The organism is Solibacillus kalamii (assembly GCF_002174535.1).
GTDB lineage: Bacteria > Bacillota > Bacilli > Bacillales_A > Planococcaceae > Solibacillus > Solibacillus silvestris.
This window is the reverse complement of sequence record NZ_NHNT01000004.1, coordinates 142,184-163,502: the sequence shown is the minus strand read 5'-3', so window position 1 is coordinate 163,502 and position 21,319 is coordinate 142,184. Positions and strand designations below refer to the sequence as shown.

22 protein-coding genes are annotated in these 21,319 nt (G+C 40.1%); 5 read left to right on the top strand and 17 right to left on the bottom strand.

Translation table 11 applies throughout. From position 1 onward, the window contains the following. Window positions 1–198: 198 nt before the first annotated feature. Genes CBM15_RS08810 through CBM15_RS08800 form a run of 3 tightly spaced genes read left to right on the top strand, consistent with a single transcriptional unit; the run spans window position 199 to window position 2,439 of the window. Window positions 199–984 carry a transporter substrate-binding domain-containing protein gene (locus tag CBM15_RS08810; RefSeq protein WP_087617173.1) on the top strand — a complete coding sequence of 262 codons (786 nt, stop codon included), beginning with the start codon at window positions 199–201 and terminating at the stop codon, window positions 982–984. Window positions 985–1,017: 33 nt separating this feature from the next. Continuing rightward, on the top strand, window positions 1,018–1,683 hold the full coding sequence (locus CBM15_RS08805) for an amino acid ABC transporter permease (RefSeq protein ID WP_008406276.1): 666 nt from the start codon (window positions 1,018–1,020) through the stop codon (window positions 1,681–1,683). Between the two features lie 12 nt (window positions 1,684–1,695). Beyond that, window positions 1,696–2,439, top strand: a complete 744-nt coding sequence (locus CBM15_RS08800) for an amino acid ABC transporter ATP-binding protein (protein ID WP_087617172.1) — start codon at window positions 1,696–1,698, stop codon at window positions 2,437–2,439. Window positions 2,440–2,487: 48 nt separating this feature from the next. On the opposite strand, the gene CBM15_RS08795 is transcribed toward CBM15_RS08800, so the two are convergent. The 10 genes from CBM15_RS08795 to CBM15_RS08750 all read right to left on the bottom strand — a co-directional run bounded on the left by CBM15_RS08795 (window position 2,488) and on the right by CBM15_RS08750 (window position 10,900). After that, window positions 2,488–2,769 (bottom strand): hypothetical protein, encoded by a 282-nt coding sequence (locus CBM15_RS08795; RefSeq protein ID WP_087617171.1) that lies wholly within the window; start codon window positions 2,767–2,769, stop codon window positions 2,488–2,490. After that, window positions 2,770–3,483: a pirin family protein gene (locus tag CBM15_RS08790; protein WP_087617170.1), complete on the bottom strand. Its 714-nt coding sequence runs from the start codon at window positions 3,481–3,483 to the stop codon at window positions 2,770–2,772. Between the two features lie 147 nt (window positions 3,484–3,630). Further along, window positions 3,631–4,431 carry a carbonic anhydrase gene (locus CBM15_RS08785; protein ID WP_087617169.1) on the bottom strand — a complete coding sequence of 267 codons (801 nt, stop codon included), beginning with the start codon at window positions 4,429–4,431 and terminating at the stop codon, window positions 3,631–3,633. A gap of 287 nt (window positions 4,432–4,718) precedes the next feature. Continuing rightward, window positions 4,719–5,099: a hotdog family protein gene (locus CBM15_RS08780; protein WP_087617168.1), complete on the bottom strand. Its 381-nt coding sequence runs from the start codon at window positions 5,097–5,099 to the stop codon at window positions 4,719–4,721. Between the two features lie 17 nt (window positions 5,100–5,116). Continuing rightward, window positions 5,117–5,629, bottom strand: a complete 513-nt coding sequence (locus CBM15_RS08775) for a hypothetical protein (protein WP_087617167.1) — start codon at window positions 5,627–5,629, stop codon at window positions 5,117–5,119. A 21-nt stretch (window positions 5,630–5,650) separates the two neighbouring features. Then, complete coding sequence (locus CBM15_RS08770) at window positions 5,651–6,085, bottom strand: SgcJ/EcaC family oxidoreductase (protein WP_087617166.1); 435 nt, start codon at window positions 6,083–6,085, stop codon at window positions 5,651–5,653. 36 nt (window positions 6,086–6,121) lie between these two features. Next, complete coding sequence (locus CBM15_RS08765; RefSeq protein WP_087617165.1) at window positions 6,122–6,604, bottom strand: GNAT family N-acetyltransferase; 483 nt, start codon at window positions 6,602–6,604, stop codon at window positions 6,122–6,124. Window positions 6,605–6,953: 349 nt separating this feature from the next. After that, window positions 6,954–8,144, bottom strand: coding sequence for an acyl-CoA dehydrogenase family protein (locus tag CBM15_RS08760; RefSeq protein ID WP_087617164.1), 1,191 nt, complete (start codon window positions 8,142–8,144; stop codon window positions 6,954–6,956). A gap of 10 nt (window positions 8,145–8,154) precedes the next feature. Continuing rightward, window positions 8,155–9,327, bottom strand: a complete 1,173-nt coding sequence (locus tag CBM15_RS08755) for a saccharopine dehydrogenase family protein (RefSeq protein WP_087617163.1) — start codon at window positions 9,325–9,327, stop codon at window positions 8,155–8,157. A 91-nt stretch (window positions 9,328–9,418) separates the two neighbouring features. After that, on the bottom strand, window positions 9,419–10,900 hold the full coding sequence (locus tag CBM15_RS08750; protein ID WP_087617162.1) for an aldehyde dehydrogenase family protein: 1,482 nt from the start codon (window positions 10,898–10,900) through the stop codon (window positions 9,419–9,421). 194 nt (window positions 10,901–11,094) lie between these two features. Here CBM15_RS08750 and CBM15_RS08745 point away from each other — a divergent pair, with 194 nt between their 5' ends. Further along, window positions 11,095–11,892, top strand: a complete 798-nt coding sequence (locus tag CBM15_RS08745) for a TIGR00266 family protein (protein WP_087617161.1) — start codon at window positions 11,095–11,097, stop codon at window positions 11,890–11,892. Between the two features lie 54 nt (window positions 11,893–11,946). Here CBM15_RS08745 and CBM15_RS08740 read toward each other — a convergent pair whose 3' ends face one another. From CBM15_RS08740 to CBM15_RS08720, 5 genes are all read right to left on the bottom strand, one after another. Beyond that, entirely contained in the window at window positions 11,947–12,771 is an 825-nt protein-coding gene (locus tag CBM15_RS08740; protein WP_087617160.1) for an undecaprenyl-diphosphate phosphatase, read from the bottom strand. 23 nt (window positions 12,772–12,794) lie between these two features. Next, window positions 12,795–13,865, bottom strand: coding sequence for a metallophosphoesterase (locus CBM15_RS08735; RefSeq protein WP_087617159.1), 1,071 nt, complete (start codon window positions 13,863–13,865; stop codon window positions 12,795–12,797). Between the two features lie 359 nt (window positions 13,866–14,224). Further along, window positions 14,225–16,420 (bottom strand): sensor histidine kinase, encoded by a 2,196-nt coding sequence (locus CBM15_RS08730; RefSeq protein WP_087617158.1) that lies wholly within the window; start codon window positions 16,418–16,420, stop codon window positions 14,225–14,227. A gap of 145 nt (window positions 16,421–16,565) precedes the next feature. Then, the gene (locus tag CBM15_RS08725; RefSeq protein WP_014824875.1) at window positions 16,566–17,252 is read right to left on the bottom strand and encodes a response regulator transcription factor; all 687 of its coding nucleotides are present in this window, start codon (window positions 17,250–17,252) and stop codon (window positions 16,566–16,568) included. Window positions 17,253–17,849: 597 nt separating this feature from the next. After that, complete coding sequence (locus CBM15_RS08720; protein ID WP_087617157.1) at window positions 17,850–18,716, bottom strand: EamA family transporter; 867 nt, start codon at window positions 18,714–18,716, stop codon at window positions 17,850–17,852. Window positions 18,717–18,833: 117 nt separating this feature from the next. Between CBM15_RS08720 and CBM15_RS08715 the strand changes: the two genes are divergently transcribed. Then, window positions 18,834–19,064: a MerR family transcriptional regulator gene (locus tag CBM15_RS08715; RefSeq protein ID WP_008406258.1), complete on the top strand. Its 231-nt coding sequence runs from the start codon at window positions 18,834–18,836 to the stop codon at window positions 19,062–19,064. Between the two features lie 53 nt (window positions 19,065–19,117). Here CBM15_RS08715 and CBM15_RS08710 read toward each other — a convergent pair whose 3' ends face one another. Further along, window positions 19,118–20,104, bottom strand: a complete 987-nt coding sequence (locus CBM15_RS08710; protein WP_087617156.1) for a homoserine dehydrogenase — start codon at window positions 20,102–20,104, stop codon at window positions 19,118–19,120. 645 nt (window positions 20,105–20,749) lie between these two features. Beyond that, window positions 20,750–21,148 carry a hypothetical protein gene (locus tag CBM15_RS08705; RefSeq protein WP_087617155.1) on the bottom strand — a complete coding sequence of 133 codons (399 nt, stop codon included), beginning with the start codon at window positions 21,146–21,148 and terminating at the stop codon, window positions 20,750–20,752. Between the last annotated feature and the right edge of the window lie 171 nt (window positions 21,149–21,319).

The following is a 21,319-nucleotide window of genomic DNA, read 5'->3' as shown; positions in this document are numbered from 1 at the left end:
TATCCCTCCTTCATGGATACATATTAGCAAAGCAATTATAAGAATACTCGACATTTTCAGCTGAAAAAAATCGTATTAAATTTGTACTTCTTATGACACTCGTTGTTTATTAGAGGAATTAAAAGGGTATTCACACTTATTAGTAAGATACTTAGCAAAATAGATTGTAGAAATACATGAGAGGAGTTGATACGTAATATGCGGTTGGAAAAGAAGTTAATATTGATTTTCAGTTTTATCGCGGCTTGCTTCTTATCTGCTTGTGCGGAAAAGGAAAAGCTTGCCGACGGATCAGAACTGATACATAAAGATCAATTTGTTTTTGCTGCTTCTGGCGAGTTTAAGCCATTTAGCTATGTAAATAATGAGGATCTTACGATGTCAGGATTTGACATCGAAGTTGGCGAAGCGATCGCAAAAGAACTCGGTCTGGAACCGGTTCAAAAGCGGATTAAATTTAAAGGAATTGTAGAAGGAGTCAAAACTGGCCGTGCAGATGTAGCTGTTGCCAGCCACACGATTAATCCACAGCGAAGCAAACATGTTGCTTTCTCTACCCCCTATTATTATTCCGGACCGCAAATTTTTACCCGACCTGATAGTGATATTAAAACTGTCGATGATTTAGCCGGAAAAGAAGTAGCTGTAGCAAAAGGGTCAACCTATGCTGATACAGCCTCCAGATATACCGACAATGTTAAAACCTATGACAGCGACATCACAGCTTTACAGGCGTTAAACAGTGGTCGTCATGATGCGGTCATCACCGATTTTGTTACCGGAAAAAACGCTGCAAAAGAAGGGTTTAAAGTAGAAGGGCAGCAATTAATCGAACGCAGTGAACAAGCAATTGTACTGCCTAAAGATAACCCCAACCTATTGAAGCGAGTTAACGAGGCGCTGGAAAAACTCCGGGAAGATGGAACACTTTCTCGGATTAGCATGGAGTATTTTGGTGAGGACATCACAAAAAAACCTGAATAATTCAATCCTCTTATAAGAAAGGAAGTAGGTACAGTGCCAAGTTTTTCACATTTTATAGAAGTATTAATCGATACAAAAGATGTTTTTCTTAAAGCCATGCTCTTAACATTGGAGCTGACGGTTGTATCCATCTTAATAGGTATTGTAATCGGGCTTTTCTTTGCCCTGATGAAAATTTCTAAAATAAAAGTATTAGAACTCATTTCAGATATATATGTCTTTTTAGTCCGCGGAACACCGCTAATTGTTCAAATCTTTATCCTCTACTTCGGACTTAGCGGGCTTTTCCTTCTTCCCGATTTTTGGGCTGCTTCATTAGCTTTGGCGCTTCATAATGGCGCATACATTTCTGAAATTCTTCGAGGTACTATCCAAGGAGTCGATAAAGGTCAGATGGAGGCTGGACGCTCTTTAGGGATGACAAAAGTTCTGACATTAAGAAGAATTATTCTTCCGCAGGCTTTCCGCCGTGCGCTCCCTCCATTGGGTAACCAATTTATAATCGGTTTGAAAGATTCTTCGTTAGCCGCATTTATTTCGATGAATGAACTCTTTAATGTAGCGACAACGCTAGGATCTAATAACTTTGACGAAATGACCTATTTACTGATTGTTGCAATCTACTACTTAGTATTAGTGGCGTTGTTAACATTGATAGTAAACCGTTTCGAAAAGAGATTAGCAATTAGCGACAGGTAGGAGGCGTAAGCAATGGAAGCAAAAGAAATGATTAAAATTAATCAATTGAATAAGTCATTTGGCGACTTGCATGTATTAAAAAATATCGATATGACCGTTTACGAAAGCGATGTTGTTTGTTTAATAGGATCGAGTGGCTCAGGGAAAAGTACTCTCCTCCGATGTCTGAATTTTTTAGAAAGAAAAGATAGCGGCAGTATTACTATAGGTGGAAAAGAAGTCGACCCTAAAAATGATAACCTTAACAACATAAGGGAAAAGGTAGGAATGGTGTTTCAACATTTCAATTTATTCCCCCACAAAACTGTTTTGGAAAATATTATTGAGGCCCCAGTTATGGTTAAGGGCATTGACAAAAAGGAGGCAATCTCAAAAGCAAAACAACTCCTGGAAAAAGTCGGCTTGGAAGATAAGGCCGATGTCTACCCTAATAAACTATCCGGCGGGCAAAAGCAACGGGTAGCAATTGCTAGAGCACTTGCAATGGAACCAGACATTATGCTATTTGATGAACCGACATCTGCACTTGATCCAGAGCTTGTGGGAGAGGTTTTAACAACGATGAAAGAATTGGCTCAAGAAGGAATGACAATGGTTGTTGTAACCCATGAAATGGGATTTGCCAGAGAAGTGGCTGACTGGATCGTGTATATGCATGATGGGAAAATTATCGAGCGCGGCGACCCTGATCAATTTTTCAACCATCCGAAACAAGAGCGAACTCAAGAATTTTTAAAAACGACAATGCTGAAATAAACGAAAGAGGGTCCTGTCTAACTATTAGGCAGGACCCTCTTTTTATAATTATACCGGGTAAACAGTCTTATGATCACAAATAATTATACATTTACTTTCATCCTCCAAGAAATGGACATCCCCTTCTGATGAATAGAACCATGTTTTTTGATTTTGGTTATCTTCTTCTACATAAAAAATATTGAGTTCATCTCGGAATTTCAATAACTTATTGGCGGTTTCTTTATTGGTTTTAAAAGAAATTTCCCAACTGTTTTTTACGGGATTAATTTCATGTTCTTTAGTTTCGCAGAATAGTCTGCTGCCGACAGTGTGACGAACATATAGCATTTATCCTTCACCTCCAGGAAGATCAATTAAAAGGATAAATGCATCCTGTTTTGCTTTTAATGTTAACGAATGAAGTTCGGTGATTCGTGCATCATCACGTCTTTGTAATGTAACATCACCGTTAAGAGAAACTTCTCCTTCGATGACAAATACATATATTTTACGTCCTTCTTCTTGCTGGAACTGAATTTCTTTTTCCGCATCTATTTTTGAAAGATACAGCGTAACATCCTGATGGATCATCGCTACACTTTCCTCTGCATTATGAGATACGACTGGTAACAGTTCATTTCTTAATTTGTCATGGTCAAATGTAATATCTTCATATGATGGCGTTAATTGCTTTTCATTTGGCAAAATCCATAATTGTAAAAAGTGAGTATCCTCATCTTCTGTTGGATTCACTTCCGAATGAAGTACCCCCGTACCAGCTGTCATTCTTTGTACATTGCCGTACTGAAGTGTTCCCACATTCCCTAAATTATCTTCATGCATTAACTGCCCTTTTAAAACAATCGATACAATTTCTGCATCCCTATGTGGATGAATGCCAAACCCTTTGTTCGGTTTAACGATATCATCATTTAAAACACGCAATGGACCGAATTGAATATTTTCTTCATCATAATACGGACCAAATGAAAAACTAAAATGGGTTTCTTGCCATTCATTCTTTGCTGTAAATCGCTTAGTAGAAGGATTATGTACAATCACTCTGAATCACCTTTCCATCGTTGAAATATTTTATCTTGAATTCAAGATAATTATACAGTAAATAAAAAGAATCCGCTATGTATTTTGATTCGGTAACATTAATACAAAAGCACGCAAACAATGGTTTGCGTGCTTTTACTAAACTTTTCATTCTCCGCTTTTATTGATTTCCCGTTCATTTATCGGCTGAACAGGACGGTGGTTGTCCGGGAAAATTTGCTGGAATGCTTCTATTTGTGCTTTTGACATTTCAATCGGCTGCTCAAAAACAATCCATTGTACTTCTTCTGTACAAGGAGGTGTCGTTAATGAGCCGGCATATTGGAAAGTCGTTTCATTCTCTGGCAGTAAAGCCTGTAAGTCAATAATATGTTTTTCAGAATTACCTTTTGCCATTTTATCTGTCGGTAGTTCATCCCACATCGATGCAAACTGTTTATTTTCATTTCCTTCTTGAATCATCAACCCAATAACAGCCAGCTTTCCATCCTTGTCACTATGTACTAAATGCAGTTCCATATCATAGTTTTGACCGTTAAACTGGTGCTCGCTTGGTGTATGAAAATGAAATTGTGAAAGCTTGTACTCATTATCTTCAATAATAATGTGATTGCTTTCTGTTGTGGCATTCGCCTGTATCGTATGACCGTTATTTTCGAGAGTATACGGTGTTGGTTCATAGTGAATCTCATTCCCTTTTAAATTTCCATCTGCTTTCACTTCGGGAAATTCAACATTAATCGGCGATTGTTCACTTCCATTCACACATGCTAAATTACTGGGATGGAGTTCTCCCCAGTGTTCAGGTCCAGTCGATTCCTCATAGGACCAGTCACTCTGATCAGCAGTTGTTGTAATTACTTCTTTCTCTTCACTTTTTTGTTCCGCGCATGCGGCAAGCATCAAACTTGAGAACATCGCTAAAAATAAGTATCCATGTTTCTTCATCTTCTGTAACCCCTCTTATCTCTAGAATAATAAAATTATTCCATATATAATTTTATTATCCAAATAAATATACTGAAATATCAATATTCGGTTAATATAACCTATTTCTTTATCCATATATAGAATCATAATTTACACTTCTTTTAGTCATTTATACTTCATTTAGCATTCGCTCTTTCGGCTTATTTAAAACATTGATTGCTATTCATTTTATAAAATAAAAAAGCAAGCTCAGTATGCTAAGCTCGCCCTTTTCACTCTCAAACCACCCAAACACTATGTATAATCTAAAGAATTACTCCTGAAAAACTTCCTTTCAATACCTCTATTCCATCCTGGTTTCTGCACATAAAGATTGTACCGATTGACGTTCTGTTTTTATTTTCATGCCACTCGTATTCCAGAATCTCCACTTCGCATTTAATTGTATCTCCGGTATAGACAGGTCTTATAAACTCGAAATTCATTGTTCTAGCCAATACATTTGCATCTCCGCCAATTTTCGTCGGCAATGTCGCTGTAAGTAGTCCCTGGATTACGAGTCTCCCTTGTTCATCCGGAGTAATATGATGCGCCCCCTCATCACAAGAAACTTCCGTAAACAATTGAACATCCTTCATTGTAAACGAACGTTTAAACGTAATAATATCCCCTATTTTTAAAGACATATGAACTCCTCCTACTTTTAATATTTTTCAGCTAGTCGCTTTTTAACTCTTTCCACCATTTCATGATTCTTTGAATGCATCGCATCATAGAATTCACTATCCTTCGTATAATCCATGAAGTCTCTGGAAATATAACGAGTAGCATTCAATATTTGATACAAATCTGTAGCCTCTTCTTCTGAAAGCAGAGAACCATCCGCATAATTCATGAAATAGATTTTCGTATCATCTACCTTATCCTCCCATTCAAAATGTACAGAATCTCCACTGAAAAACAGACTGGTTACGTCCACATATGCCTTAATTAGCCTACTAAACTCCACTTCATTTTCATCCGTTATAGGTTCACTAAAGTTCCATTTCAGAAGCTCTTTCACTGTATCTCTCAATAAAGAATTTGCGTTTGTATATTGAGCACTTATTTGTACTTCCAATTCGTTTACCTGTACTTGTGCCGGATGGGCAAACCAAATCACACCACATAAAACGACCGCACCCAGCACTCCCTTATTCTTCTCCCAATCAACCATTCCTATCACTCTCCACTAAAACTAAAGCAACTTCCTTAATTCTTCCGTCATTTCCTCCACTAATTCCGGTCTTCCATGAAACTGTGCAGGGGTATTTTGAAATAGCTCAACTTGCCAACCGTTGTCTTTTTTCACAGCGACTAGTGTTTGATGGGCATTTACTGCGGGTTCAATATCTGATTTTCCAGAAGGAATCATTCCAGCAATAGCATATAAAATTGCTGCATCAGTTCCCAGCGAACGTATCTCTTTTACTTTCGTTATAAATGGAGCGGTTGGATGGTTTTCGAAAATAGTTAAAAGATGCGAGAAAATTTCTTCTTTGCCTATCAGCTTACTTCCGTCAAATCCAATTTGGACTCCATGTTCTGCAAATGGATCAGACATCCCTTGAGCATCACGTCTATTCCAGGCATCAATGAGTTTATTGTATAGGTTTTGAACTTCAGTATTCATATTTATTTCCCCCTTTGATTATCTTTAATGACAAAGCTATACATTTAAAACCATTCGCACTGTTTTTAATGTATATCCCTCAAAATCATCATCGAACTCTTTCAAAACCTGAAAGCCTTTTGCGTCATAAAAGCTCTTGCCAATTTCATTGTCCCTTTCGACGTTTATATAAATTTCCTCTACGCCTTCCAGTTCATTAATTCCTTTTTGCAATAAAGCAGAGCCAATCCCTTTTCCCTGATATTCTGGATAAAGGTAGATCGCCCCGAGTTCCGCTTTCCCCTCATCATTAACAGGAGAGAAATTCGCGAACCCTACAACATTACTGTCAATTTCAGCTACAAAAAGAAAAGAACGTTCCAATCGTTGTTTCATCCTGTCGTCATTGTAGGCAACCTTCAGGAATTTTTCTTGGATCTCAAAAGGAATGATTCCTTCATATGTAGCATTCCAAGATTTTTTTGCCACATCCTGAACTTGAGGTATGTCTTCAACATGCATTGTCCGAATTATTGCCACTTCAAATCTCCCCTTTAATACTGATTCATTATTTCAATTTTATATTAACATGAATTTCCAAATGGCAAAGACGCCTAATTTACTCGACAGTATAAATGTATTGGACCATTTCTAGGCAGTAATCGCCACTTGGACTGACTTATTCGTCACTTTCCTTTTCATATTCGTCATTTCACTTAACATAATCGTCAAATCCAGCAAGGTATTCGCCAATTTGAAATATATTAGCCGTATTTATTTTTTATTAGCCACTATTACCTTTATCTTCGTCAATCCGGCCGAATCACCTGTCTGCTGCTTACAATATAAAAAAAGCGAAAGGTCTGCATAACCCTTCCGCTTCATGAAGTTATTCAAACGGCCAGCTTTGCAGCATCCGGCGTAATTTCTTATCCGCGCGTTTGCCAAGCACATAATCTGCCTGCATCATTGTATGGATTTCACGTGTCCCTTCATAAATGACCGGTGCTTTGGAATTGCGTAAATAACGGGCTACCGGGTACTCATCGGAATAACCGTACGCCCCGTGGATTTGAACTGCATCATCCGCAGCTTTATTCGCAAAGTCGCACGCCTGCCATTTGGCGAGAGATGTTTCCCTAGTGTTGCGCACGCCTTTATTTTTCAGCTCACCTGCACGATACACGAGCAAGCGACTCATTTCATAGCCTGCTTCCATTTTTGCGAGCATTTGACCGACTAGTTGATGCTCACCAATCGGCTTACCGAAAGTTTCCCGTTCTTTGCAGTACTTGACGCTCGCTTCGATACACGACTGTATTAAGCCAACCGCGCCTGCAGCAACAGTAAAACGGCCATTATCCAGTGCGGACATCGCAATTTTAAACCCTTCCCCTTCTTCACCGAGCAAATTTTCTGCCGGTACTTTGACGTCCTCAAAGAACAGTTCACCTGTATTGCCTGCACGAATACCGTATTTGCCCTTTATCGCCTTTGAGCTAAACCCTGCCCATTCACGCTCGACGATAAATGCGGAAATCCCGTGATGCGCTTTTTCCTTATCTGTATACGCAAAGACAAGGAAATGATCCGCAATATCACATAAGGAAATCCATGTCTTTTGACCGTTTAAAATATAATGGTCCCCATTGCGCTTCGCAAATGAACTCATCGCCGCAACATCCGAGCCGGCACCAGGTTCTGTCAGACCGAACGCGCCGATTTTCTCTCCCTTTGCCTGGGGCAGCAAATATTTTTCCTTCTGTTCTTCTGTTCCCCATTGCATGAGCGTCATACTATTCAAGCCAGTATGCACGGAAACGGCTGTACGAAATGCCGTATCTCCGCGCTCCAGCTCCTCACAGACAATTGCAAGCGAATTATAGTCCATTCCTGCTCCGCCGTACTTCTCCGGTACACAAACTCCCATTAAGCCCAGTTCGGCGAGACGCTTCCATATTTTCGGGTCAAAACCACCGCCCGCATCCCATTCCGCAATATAAGGGATAATCTCTGCATCAACGAATTGCCTTACAGTTTTTCGTAAAAGTGTCTGTTCTTCTGTGAACTCGAAATTCATCCCTTCACCCCTACCACTTTACAATCATCGATGAACGGTGTGATGTTTCTTTAATGTCAACACCACGGCTTGCCATTTCCTGAATAAACTCACGACCTGGTACAACAGTTTCCGGTGCAAATACACCGCGCTCTCCAATCAGTCCTTTGCCGATCATTTGGGCCACGATTGAAATCGTATTTGCTGTCGCACGGGCCATCGCTGTCACGTTTTGCTCTGTATCTTTTCGTACGACCATTTCATATTCATACGTAATTTGCTCTTCTGATTTTTCACCTGAAATAATTGCACGTAATAATACGGCATCGACATTATTGCCGATATCCAGTTTTTTCTCTAATACTTCTCTTGTTACTTCTCGGACATTTACTTCACGACCGCCAGCTTCAACGGTATTGTTTTTATCAAGGAAGCCTAAGTCAGCAAGCAGTTTAAACTGCTCGGCATGCCCTTTATATCGGATCGTCTTGTATTCGAGTGTTTTCACATGAGGGAATGTTTTATATAAAGTTGAAATTCCGCCTGATGTGTAGAACGCCTCCAATACTCCAAACTCGTCAAAGTAGATCGGCTCCAGTCCAGTTAAAGACTCGACCTCAGCAAGCACACCCTTTTGAATCATTTTCGAAGGCTCTGTATAGTGATCGAATACTCCATCCAGCGAGAACACACGAATATAATGTAATGGAGGCTGTGGTGTTGTTGGAATTCCACCTACATAAAGTTTGATCGACTCTACCGAATCAATCTTTGTCGCCCCATAACCTGTCAAAATATTAATCATTCCCGGTGCTACACCTAAATCCGGAATAATCGTGACACCTTTATCGACTGCCTGACCGTGCAGCTCGAAAATAGATTCTGTAATCCCTCCAATGTGGCCTCCTAAGTCTACTGAATGTACCCCTGCATCAATTGCCGCTTTTGCCACACGTTCATTAAACTTATAGAACAGCGCATTCACTACTACATCGCCGTGGCTGATGACATCACGCAATGCTTTGTCATCTTCTGCATCAAGCTGTACAACTTCCACCTTATCTGTATTTAATGAATTAACGAATTCCTTTGCAGGAGCTGTTGAAACATCGGCTAAAAAAATCTTCTTCACATCTTCACTACGGACTAAATCGCGTGCTACTTCTTTCCCCATCAATCCTGCACCTAACACTACTACTTTCATGTAAACATCCCCTTTTTATTAAGTCAATTACGCATCAGCGTGATTGCGTCCATATATTTTTTGAGATGTGATGATTCGAATAGATGAATCATCAAGCGTTATTATCGATTTGGGCACGTTGCAACTTGCCGCTGTAGTCTACATAAATACTCTTCCACTCCGTATACACATCAAGCGCTGCCTGCCCTGAATCGCGGTGGCCATTTCCTGTACCTTTTGTACCGCCAAACGGCAAGTGAATTTCCGCACCTGTTGTACCGGCATTTACATAAACAATTCCTGTATCAAGCAACTGCTGTGCTTTGAAAATTTTGTTGATATCTTGTGAGAAAATCGAGCTTGATAAGCCAAACTTCACACCGTTATTTACTTCAATCGCCTCTTCCAAACTGCTAACTTCAATAATACTAATAACAGGACCGAAAATTTCCTCCTGTGCAAGAATACTAGTTGCCTCCACATCGGTAAAAATTGTCGGGGCATAGTAATAGCCTTTTGACAATTCGCCTTCTGATAAAATTTCTCCGCCAATCAGCAAGTTTGCGCCTTGCTGCTTACCGATCTGTACATAATGATTAATTTTTTCCAGCGCGGCCTTATTAATGACTGGCCCTACTTTAACTGAAGGATCCAATCCATCTCCTATTGTCAGCTGCTTCGTTGCTTCCACAAGACGATTTTCCAACTCCTGTTTTACATTTTTATGCACGATTACACGGCTACATGCTGTACAGCGCTGCCCAGCCGTACCAAAAGCACTCCATAAAATACCTTCAAGCGCTAAATCCAAATTAGCATCATCCATTACAATGACCGCATTTTTTCCGCCCATTTCAAGCGAAACTTTTTTCAGATGTTTTCCGCCAAGCTCGGCTACTTTGCTTCCTGTCGTTGTTGATCCCGTAAAGGAAATCACTCTGATGTCCGGATGCTCGACGATTGCTGTTCCCACCGTAGGACCAGAACCGAATACAACGTTGACGACACCAGGCGGTAAGCCAACCTCTTCAACTATTTTGGCAAGCTCGTAAGCCATAAAAGGAGTTTCGTTAGAAGGCTTCCATACAACCGTATTACCGGCAACGAGTGCAGGGAAAGACTTCCATGTTGCAATTGCAATCGGGAAATTCCACGGCGTAATAAGTCCAGCCACTCCAATCGGTGCGCGTACACTCATCGCAAACTTATTCGGCAATTCCGACGGGACCGTTTCTCCAAATAAACGTCTTCCCTCCGCTGCCATATAAAGTGCCATGTCGATTCCTTCTTGTACTTCCCCGCGTGCTTCTTCAATGACCTTGCCCATTTCCTTCGTTAATATTTGCGCAAGATGTTCTTTCTTTTCTTTCAGTTTAAATGCAATTTCATATAAATAATCCGCACGCTTTGGCGCAGGGACAAGCGCCCATTGTTTTTGGGCCTCTTTCGCCTTTTGTGCAGCAAGTTCGACTTGGAATTTTGTCGAAAGTGGTATCGTTCCTAACTGTTCACCATTTGCAGGATTGATCACAGGCATCGTTTGCAATGAATTGTCTTCTATCCATTCTCCACCAATAAAATTTAACAGCTTCATTTCTCCACCTCACAAATTCTCATTTACCTTTTTATTATTCGACATTCTCTACTTTATTCCCTTTTTCTCTCAAAAAGAATAACGAACGAATATTATTCATTGCCAAATATTATTTCCACCGTTTTGAAACTTTTGGAATCTTTAAGCGTATCTATTATTGTAAATATTAAATTGAATTGTAAGGGGACATAAAAATGAAAAATCACGAAATCGACTACGTTTTACACGGCGATGATATGCAGTTTGTAGAGGTGGAGCTTGACCCACAGGAGACGGTTGTAGCGGAAGCCGGAAGTTTAATGATGATGGAAGATCAAATCCAGATGGAAACAGTATTTGGTGATGGCTCTGCAAGTCAGGGCTCCGGATTGATGGGGAAATTACTTGGCGCAGGAAAACGTTTAATTACAGGTGAAAGCTTATTCATGACAACGTTCACTAACAACGGCATGGGCAAGCGTAAAGTGTATTTTGCTTCTCCATATCCAGGTAAAATCATTCCTATGAATTTAAGCGAATTGGACGGCAAAATCATCTGTCAAAAAGACGCATTTTTAGCTGCGGCAAAAGGTGTATCGGTTGGCGTAGAATTCCAGAAGAAATTAGGTACAGGATTCTTCGGTGGTGAAGGGTTTATTATGCAAAAGCTTGAAGGAGACGGTATGGCTTTTGTGCATGCAGGCGGTACAATTTATGAACGTAAACTTCAGCCAGGCGAAACATTGCGCATTGATACAGGCTGTCTAGTTGCGATGACACAAGATGTAAACTACAATATCGAAATGGTAAGCGGCATTAAAACGGCTTTATTCGGTGGAGAAGGTTTATTCTTTGCAACGCTTTCCGGTCCTGGTACAGTTTGGGTACAATCATTGCCATTCAGCCGTCTGGCAAGCCGTGTGTTTGCTGCAGCACCGATTTCTCAAGGTGGTGGCGGTAAAGACGCAGGTGAAGGCGGCATCGGCGGATTATTTGATCTGTTCAATAAATAAAGGCAAAAAGGAGCTGTCCCGCGCATATTATTGCGAGACAGCTCCTTTTACTTGTTATACAGCTAAAACGATGATTAATATAAGTGCCAGCACAATTCGGTAAATCGCGAATGGCGTTAATTTCACTTTAGAAATCAGCTTCAGGAAGAATTTAATCGAAATAAGTGCAAATACAAATGCGCTCACAAAGCCGACTACATAAAACCAAAAGTGATCGGCGTTAATTTGATCCCAGTTCTTAACAAGAGACAATCCGCTTGCCCCCGCCATAATCGGTACGGCCATAATGAACGTAAAGTCCGCAGCTGTTTTATGATCCAACCCAAGAAGTACCCCGCCTGAAATCGTTGAGCCAGAACGTGAAAACCCTGGCCAAAGCGATAGACATTGGATAAGTCCTATTTTCAATGCTTTACTGTACGAAATATCATCCAGTGACGTAATGGCCGGCTTTTTAGGTCCAAATTTATCAGCAATAATCATAAAGATCGCTCCGATAATTAATCCTACAATTACGGTTTTGATGCTGAATAGATTTTCATCGATAAAATCTTCAAACAGTACTCCAAAAATACCTGCTGGAATAATACCGATAATCACATGTCCCAGATTAAAACGAGTCTTCTTCTGTCCTTCTATTTTATATAATCCAACTAAACTTAGTAATCGTTTCCACATAACGAAAACGACTGCCAATATCGATCCTAGCTGAATAACAATTTTAAATGTATTTGCCGAACCTGATCCTAAAAATTCCTTCGTCTGCAACCACATATCATCAACAATAATCATATGTCCTGTTGAGGAAACTGGCGCAAATTCGGTCATCCCTTCGACAAACCCTAAAATTAAAGCTTTTAATAGCTCAATCCATTCCATTTTCTGTTCCCCTTTTTGCTTTCTTATTCGCTAAATTTTACATCTATTACCCATAATTCGGAGCGACTGCCAATACGTGTCGGAGGCCCCCAAAAACCAAAGCCGCTCGAAACAAGCGCATGTAACTGCTCTTTTTTGAGAAGGCCGTAATCCAACTCAAAAGTTCTTTCTGTTATGAGGTGGTTTGGCCACATTTGACCGCGGTGCGTATGTCCCGAAACATGGAGATCCACTCCTAAACGAGCCGGCTCATCCAAATCCAGCGGCGTATGGTTCATAACAAACCAAGGCAAGTTTTCCTTTTCGGGCTGCATCTCATTTAAGGCTAAACGGTTTTTGTTCGTCACATCTTCCCGCCCTGTTAAATAAAAACGATTCGCCACTAAAATTGTTTCATCCATTAAAATTTTAACGTTTGCTTCAGCCATTTCCTTTTTAAATTCCGGTATTTCATTACCGTAATATTCATGGTTACCCAGTACTCCGTATACACCATATGTCGCCTTTAAATTTTTCATCACTTCGCCCATGTCTTTTTCGACAAAGCGCTTTGGACTATCATCGACAATATCACCCGGAAGAAGCACTAAATCAGGATTTTGTTCATTTGAAAGCGCAACAAATTTCTCCAAATGTCCTTTCCCTGACAACAAACCGAGGTGGAAATCCGATGCCATCACGATACGCATATCATCTCCAGGTTTATCGATGTTGATTGTCGCATTTCGAACTACCGGTGAATAAGCAAAATATGTACCTGCAATCAATAAAACAACGAGTAAACCAACAACCCCTGTACCGACCATTTTCGTTGTAAGCGGTGTAAACTTGATGATTAAGTTGGCGATGATACAAAGGAAGAGCCCGTACTGCAAAAAGAACATCCAATAGCTGCCGAGCACCGAGAAGGGCGTGAACAGTGGATGGAGCTTTCCTATAAAATAACCGTATGATACGAGAAACAGCACTGTCCAATAAATAATTGGCCAGCGAAATTGCTGAATCGACAACAGCCATGCCCTAAAATTCCAGCCAAGATAAAAAGTGAGACCACTGTATATCGCTAATGCTACTATTCCTAAAAGTATACGCATCGGAATGTTGCTCCTAACTTATTTTTTATCTACAATGTGCTATTTTACTATATTTTGGACTTATGGCGTTAGTCAATAATATTATCATCTTTTAAAAAGTCAAAGACGATCTGTTGCGGTTTTCTAATAAATCCGGCTTTTTTCTAATATGGCATTCACTTGTTCTAATAAAACCGGGTTTTCTAATAGCCTCGCCGGATTTTCTAATATGTGCATGAACTTTTCGAATAACAGATCCGAAATTTCAAATATCCGATGCACTTTTTTAATAATACTTTTTTCTTCCAATATATCCCACGCGCACCACCAAAATAAAAAACTACAGCAAGGCACACACCCCTCGCTGCAGTTTTCATTCCTTATTTATCTGTTGGAATACTAACCGTCACTTTAAACAGATCCCCATCAACTGCGATGTCCAGTTGCCCGTCATGCAAATCAACAATTGACTGTGCAATGGCTAGCCCCAGTCCTGAGCCTTCTGTATGACGTGATGTATCGGCACGTTTGAAACGCTCGATTAACTGGGACGCTTCCTCGTTCAGCTCGTATTTCGCTACATTTTTCACAGTCAATTCGGCATTCCCCTCATGCGACTTCAAGTTGACGTAAACACGTGTGCCTTCCAACGAATATTTACGTGCGTTAATAATTAAGTTATCAATGACACGCCACCATTTTTGCCCGTCCACACGAGCATAAATCGGCTGTTCTGCGATATTGATACGCAAATCCAAATTGGCTGCTGCAAAGTCTTCTCCATGCTCACCGACTGCCTGCTGCAACAGTTGTGCTAAGTCGATGCGCTGTTTCGTAATTTCTACATTGCCGCTTGCCATTTTCGATACTTCAAATAAATCTTCAATTAATGTTTTTAAACGATTCGATTTCGCATCTAAAATGTCGATATATTTTTTTCGCTCTTCCTCTGTGATTGCTGGATTCTTCAGTAAATCCGTATACGTAATAATTGATGTGAGCGGTGTACGCAAATCATGGCTGACATTCGTAATGAGCTCTGTTTTCATCTGCTCACTTTTTGCCTGTTCATTCATACTGTTACGGACACCTTCACGAAGCCCATTTAAATTTTCGGCATGTCTCGCTAACGGAGATTTCCCTTTCACTTTTAAATCTTTTGTGAGACGGCCATGCGCCATGTTTTCAGTATGCTGCATAATACGGTTCAGGTAGCCCATACGACGCATAAAAATGTAAAGTGCCGGAATAAAGAACACTACAAATAAAAACATATAGAACAGGAAAACACCGAAACTGCCTGCTGTCATAACAACGGCAAATCCAAAGCCTCCAAGGAAAACAACAAGAAGCAATATTAGTGACTGCATCCCGATTGAACGATTTTCAAACATTGAGATGGCACCATCTACAAACTTCGCCGTAAATGTCTCCGGCCAGATTTTCTCCAAGTCACGCTGCTCTTTTAAACTTACCCATATGGAGACAACCATAAAGACAATTGCAACAATAAGCGCAAAACTGATAACGCCTGTTACGATGAAATCCGTAAGAAAACCGGAACGATTATCAGTATAGTAATAAATTAGCTTCTGTATGGATCCTGTAAAAGAATCATTAAATATAAACGCGAAGTATGTTGCAATAAGCGTTGCTACGATGCGAATATCAATAGGGAAACGTTCAAATAATTCACGTAGCTGGAACTTACGATTGAACTGTTCAAGCGTCGGTTTTAAAGAAGTCATCAATAAAACGAAACTGATAATTCCCCCAAGAATAATGCCGTAATACACATATTTCGTAATGATAAACGCACTTTTTTCATTGCTTATATGAGTGTTTGCGATCCAACTAGCCGGCACAGTTACAACACCCGAAATATCCGATAAATCCTGCTCAAGTGTATAGCTATCTTGCAGAATCCCCATGCTATCATACTCATAATAATTAAGCGGATAGAGACCTGAGAGGTTTTTCCCTACATTATTTACTTGTTTTTTAAAGACACTCTTTTCACTAATATCGCCATTACGGTAAACTTCTCCGGTTTTTTCATCTTTAAATTCATAAGCAAAGTGATTGTATTTGCTCAAAACTTCTTTCTTTTCTCTTTCAATTTCTTTTAGCTTCTGCTGAATTGCTTTTTTCTTAATTACTAGTATTTTTTCTTTTACATACTCATCATCTTCAAAGTTTTTCTTAATGTCAGCAATTTTGGCATCACGTTCTTGTTCGATTGCCTCAATTACTTCCTGATCTTGTGTTGCGTTTATTTCGCTTGAATACTGCTCTTTAATATTTTGAATTTGCTCAGCAAGGGAGCCGTAATATGTACGGTAATCGTACATTTCCTCATCCGATACTGTTAAAGCCCCTTTAAATTCCTCTTCCGTCGGCGTGTTAAACACATATTGCGAGAACTCGTAAACTAAGTTCTCTGCCTCGTTGTTATAGTTTTGCGATTCATAAAAAGTTTTTCCTAAATAACGACCGCCATTAGTAAAAATTAAACTGAGTGCAGTTGCCACCACAAACATAAGAAAAAGCTGGAGGTATAATTTATTGTTTTTCATTTTTCCTTCCTCCTCACTTAATTATAGAAAATATAGGAATTGCTTTACTAAGGGCACGAATCGCCCTGTCAAATAGTCGATAAAATAAGTCCCGATAAAATAAAAACCGATCACCGCGCCGAGAGCTCCAACCCAAGAAAAAATTTTACTTTTCAATTTTATAACCCAATCCCCACACCACTTTTAAATAACGGGGATTTTTCGGATCGGCTTCGATTTTTTCACGGATTTTCCGGATATGCACGGCAACAATATTCTCTGCGTTATACGCGGGTTCATTCCATACGAGTTCGTAAATATCGCTGATTGAATAGACGCGCCCCGCATTTTTTAGTAGAAGCTCAGTTATTTTATACTCAGTCGGTGTCAGTTTGACAGGTTCTCCGTCCACACGGATTTCCCGGGCTGCAGCATCCAGCTCCAGTCCTTCAACAAGCGGAGCGGCTTCTCCTGCCGTGCCGAAGTTGACATAGCGTCTTAGCTGGGACTTGACGCGTGCCATCAGTTCAAGCGGGTGGAACGGCTTTGTAATATAATCGTCCGCACCTACTGAAAGCCCATGAATTTTATCGCTTTGTTCCGCCTTTGCACTGAGCATAATAATCGGGATATTGCGTTCTGCACGAATTTTGAATGTGGCGGTAATCCCATCCATCTTCGGCATCATGATGTCTAAAATCATACAGTGTACTTCATTTTGTTCAAGCAGTTCGATTGCCTCAAGCCCGTCTGCCGCTTTTAACACCCGGTAACCTTCATTTTTCAAATAAATTTCTATGCCGTCCCGGATGTCCTGATCGTCATCTGTTACGAGCACCGTCAGCTGATTCATCTTGCTCACCTCACAACTTTCTTGTTCTCCATCATAGCAAGTGGTTGATTTCCATTCCGGGTCGGACACTTTCCGCGGGCACGGCTCGAGCCTGTAGTCTCTCGCTCGTGCTGTTCCAGCTGGAGTCGCCTCCCCTACATTCCAATCAACCTTCTTATCATCTCCACTATTTAATGAAGAGCCAACTTTTTCTTATAAGTTTATAATAAAGCCCATTTCTTAACATCTAACTACTGTAAATCTGAAGAAATTCTTAAGATTTCTTATTTTACATTAAATGAGATTTTACTTTAGAGGAAGTATTGTCTAATAAAAATAGCCGGTTCTACTTTCACCGCTAAACATTCTACTTTTCATTTAAAAAGTTCCACTTTCGGGCCAGAACTTTCTACTTTCAACACAGTATCGGCTAATAAAACAGCGGGTTCTACTTTTCACGCGTTTTGTTCTACTTTCACCGCTAAAGATTCTACTTTTCATTTAAATGGTTCCACTTTCGGGCCAGAACTTTCTACTTTCAACACAGTATCGGCTAATAAACTCAGCCACAGTGCCACATCAGTAATTTTTTTCACAACAAAGCAAAAAAACTGCCTCCTATGAAGCAGCTTTCTTTGTGCCGAATGTTAACACAATTATTCCACCTAATAACAGACTAACACCAATCCATGAAACAAATGTTAAATGTTCCCCTACTAAAAACACACCGAGTAATGCGGCTGTTAAAGGTTCGGCTAAGCTCAATGTTACCGCGGCCGACGAACTGATTTTCTTCAAGCCGCCTAAAAATAATATGTATGCCAAACTTGTAGCAGCAAGTGCCATAAAAAGAATCGGCCATATATTCACGCCTTCTGTCAGCCAGCCAAAACCGTCTTTTGCTGCGAACGGCAATAAAAACAAGGCGCAAATTGAAAAAGTCATTGCAACAGCAGGCAATGTTTCTTCCCGTTTCATCAACTGCTTACTCACATTCGTATAAAGGGCAAACATGGAACCTGCAGCCAATGCTAACCCTATGCCAAGCGGGTTGATTGCCGTCTCACCTTGATTCATAAATAACAGCAGGCAGCCGACGATGGCGAGCACTGTTGCAATTGCCCATACGAGAGTTGGCCGTACTTTCCAAAAGATCCACTCGATGAATCCCGCAAATACAGGCGCGCTGCCGATTGTTACGACCGTTCCTACTGCAACTCCTGTAAAGCGGACAGATGTGAAAAACAGACTTTGGAATAGAGCAATGGCGATCGCCGCTAAAATGGTCCACTTCCATGACCAATTACGAAAGGAAATTTTCCGCATTGCCAAAACTGCAACAAGTAAAACGCCTCCGCCAATACCCGACCTTACACATGCTACCGCAAACGAAGAAATCCCTTGCGTTAAAAAGGTTTGTGTTGTTCCGACTGTCCCCCAAAGCATGGCGGCCAAAAGCACAAACACATACGGTAAAATATTCACATCCTACACCCCATTTTTATTAATTATGCTATCATACGTTAGAAGTCCATACGAGATGAAGTTTTGTTAAAATCGATTTATAATAAGATTAACTAAAACTAAAAAGGAGGCATCATGATGTTTAAAACAGTAGAACAAACTGCAGCAGATATAGGCATGCCTGAACATCAGGTTTTACAGTACATTTATGCCGGTCGCATTAAAGCAGTGCATGATGGTGAACACTTTTTAATTAATAGTGCGCAATTTGATACGTACCATCAGCAACTCGAACGAATTAAAGAAGAAATTGAAATTTGGAAAAACACTCCGATTCCCGAAGATGTCGATATAAAAGATGAGGACTAATAGAAAAGAAGCGAATTCGTTCATCGAGTTCGCTTCTTTTTAATCTCTTCTTATTAAATAGTGACTGTAAACCCTGCACGTTTCCCGATAATTTCAGCATAATCCTCTACCATTACACTTGCTGTCGGATACATCCCGGCGCCAGGCCCAATTACGGATAATGTTCCGATATAGTTTGTCTCCATCGTCACCGCATTGAACACATCATCTACAGGGTAAAGCGGATGTTCATTGTTCACTAATAGTGGTGCCACTTTTGCATGAATTGTACCGTCTTCGAGTTTTTCCACTTCCGCCACATGACGATAGCGAAGACCTTGCGCTGTTGCTTCCGCTACTTGTTCTGATGAAATTGTATCAATTCCGATCACTTCTACATCTGCCCAATTTGGCTGTTCCCCAAATGCAAGGCTCGATAAAATCATCAGCTTTTTAAATGCATCCTGACCCGATACATCGTTAAATGGATCCGCTTCTGCATATCCTAATTGCTGTGCTTCTCTTAATGCTTGTTCAAAGCTCCAGCCCTCTGCACGCATCTTTGTTAAAATATAGTTTGTCGTTCCATTTAAAATTCCTTGAACGCAGCTTACTTCGTTGACCAGAAGAATATTTTTCATTGTTTTAATAATAGGCACACCACCTGCTACCGTTGCCTCAAAGCCGACGAATACACCATTTACTTTCGCCAATGCTTCGAGCTCCTCGCCCCGTTTTGCAAGCATTACTTTATTCGCTGTAACGACATGACATTTTGCCTCAACAGCACGTTTTAAGTAAGTGAATGCAGGCTCTTCATTTACAATCGCTTCAAATACAACTTGCAGATTATTTTCCGCCAGTACGTCATCCATTGATTCCGTCATTAAATGTTTTGTGCCCGGTACACGCTCACGGCTTGCATCGGTTACTAAAATCTTCGCGACCTCCAGTTCAACACCCAGCTTTTCGCGAAGCTCCTGCCTCTTTTCATTTAAAATATGGTAAATTCCCTGACCTACTGTGCCAAATCCTAAGATCGCTGCCTTGATTGTTGCCATTGCCTTTCTCCTCCAAATTCTTAACACGCATATATTAACGAATAATTCGAAAAATTTATCTTAAAGAAAATTCTATCCTATATAATACATGAAAACAAGGATAATCTCGCCTAGAAGGACATTTGTTTACTGTAAACGGTCAATATTCATTCAAATTTTATTTTTTAAGAGCTAATTTGGAGACTATGATGGTAATATTTCCAGTCACTACTTGTGTTTGGGGCTAAGCGGTTGAGAGCGTTTTGTTATTTTCTAATATATTCGGAATTCGTCTAATATATTTTGAAATGTTCTAATAAAATTGCGATCTTCTAATATAACCGGATAATGTTCTAAAATGGGGTCGCAATTTGCTAATATCCTCGCTCAATTTGCGAATATCGCTCACACTTCTTCTAATATCACTCATCATTGTTCTAATAAATCGCCAACACCGGTTTCAGCACCCGTTTCTTGCCCGGAAAATATACGTACCCAACCTTCAAGTTCACCCAAATTCTAATAACATCTACTTTTCTTCTAATATCCCCAAAACTTCTTCTAATAACCGTTTTCATAATTCTAATAAACCCCATACATCGTACGAAAAAATCACCAAATAAAAAAAACACTAGCAAGGGGGCTCGCTAGTGTTCCGGAATTATTTTATACTGCCTCGTTTATATCATTATATGCCCGTAAACGATAGGCAGTTAAAATCTTGGTCATGACGATTTCCTCTTTTGCCGAGAAGTCAGGGACCGCGTATGGGCGCTCTACTAACTGAAATTCCCCATATTTTAAGAACCACTCTCTAGCTGGTGACAAAATATGGGCTGTACCATGAATTTTGTATTCCTCGGCGACTTCTTTTACAACATAACCCGCTGTGGCAAGATCGTGAGCTTGTTCTGAGAAAGCACTGTGTCCGAAAACATGCTGCCACATCGTATTCACATCCGCCAAAATTTGCTGGATCGCACAAGCATTCACAAATTCCTTTACGTCATTTAGTTCATAAATAATATAGGCTGCAACGTTTTGTGCACTGTATACTTTCCCCATGTTGAACAACTCCTTTTCTTCCAATGATGCTGCAACATCACTTTAAATTTTTCTGGTTGGTAATATAATTATCCCAATTGTATTACTAGGTATTTAATTTGTCAATAAAACTTATAAAAATAGTAGGGATTAATTTTCTAAAAATTGCTTAGCTTTTCGAATGGGAAAAGC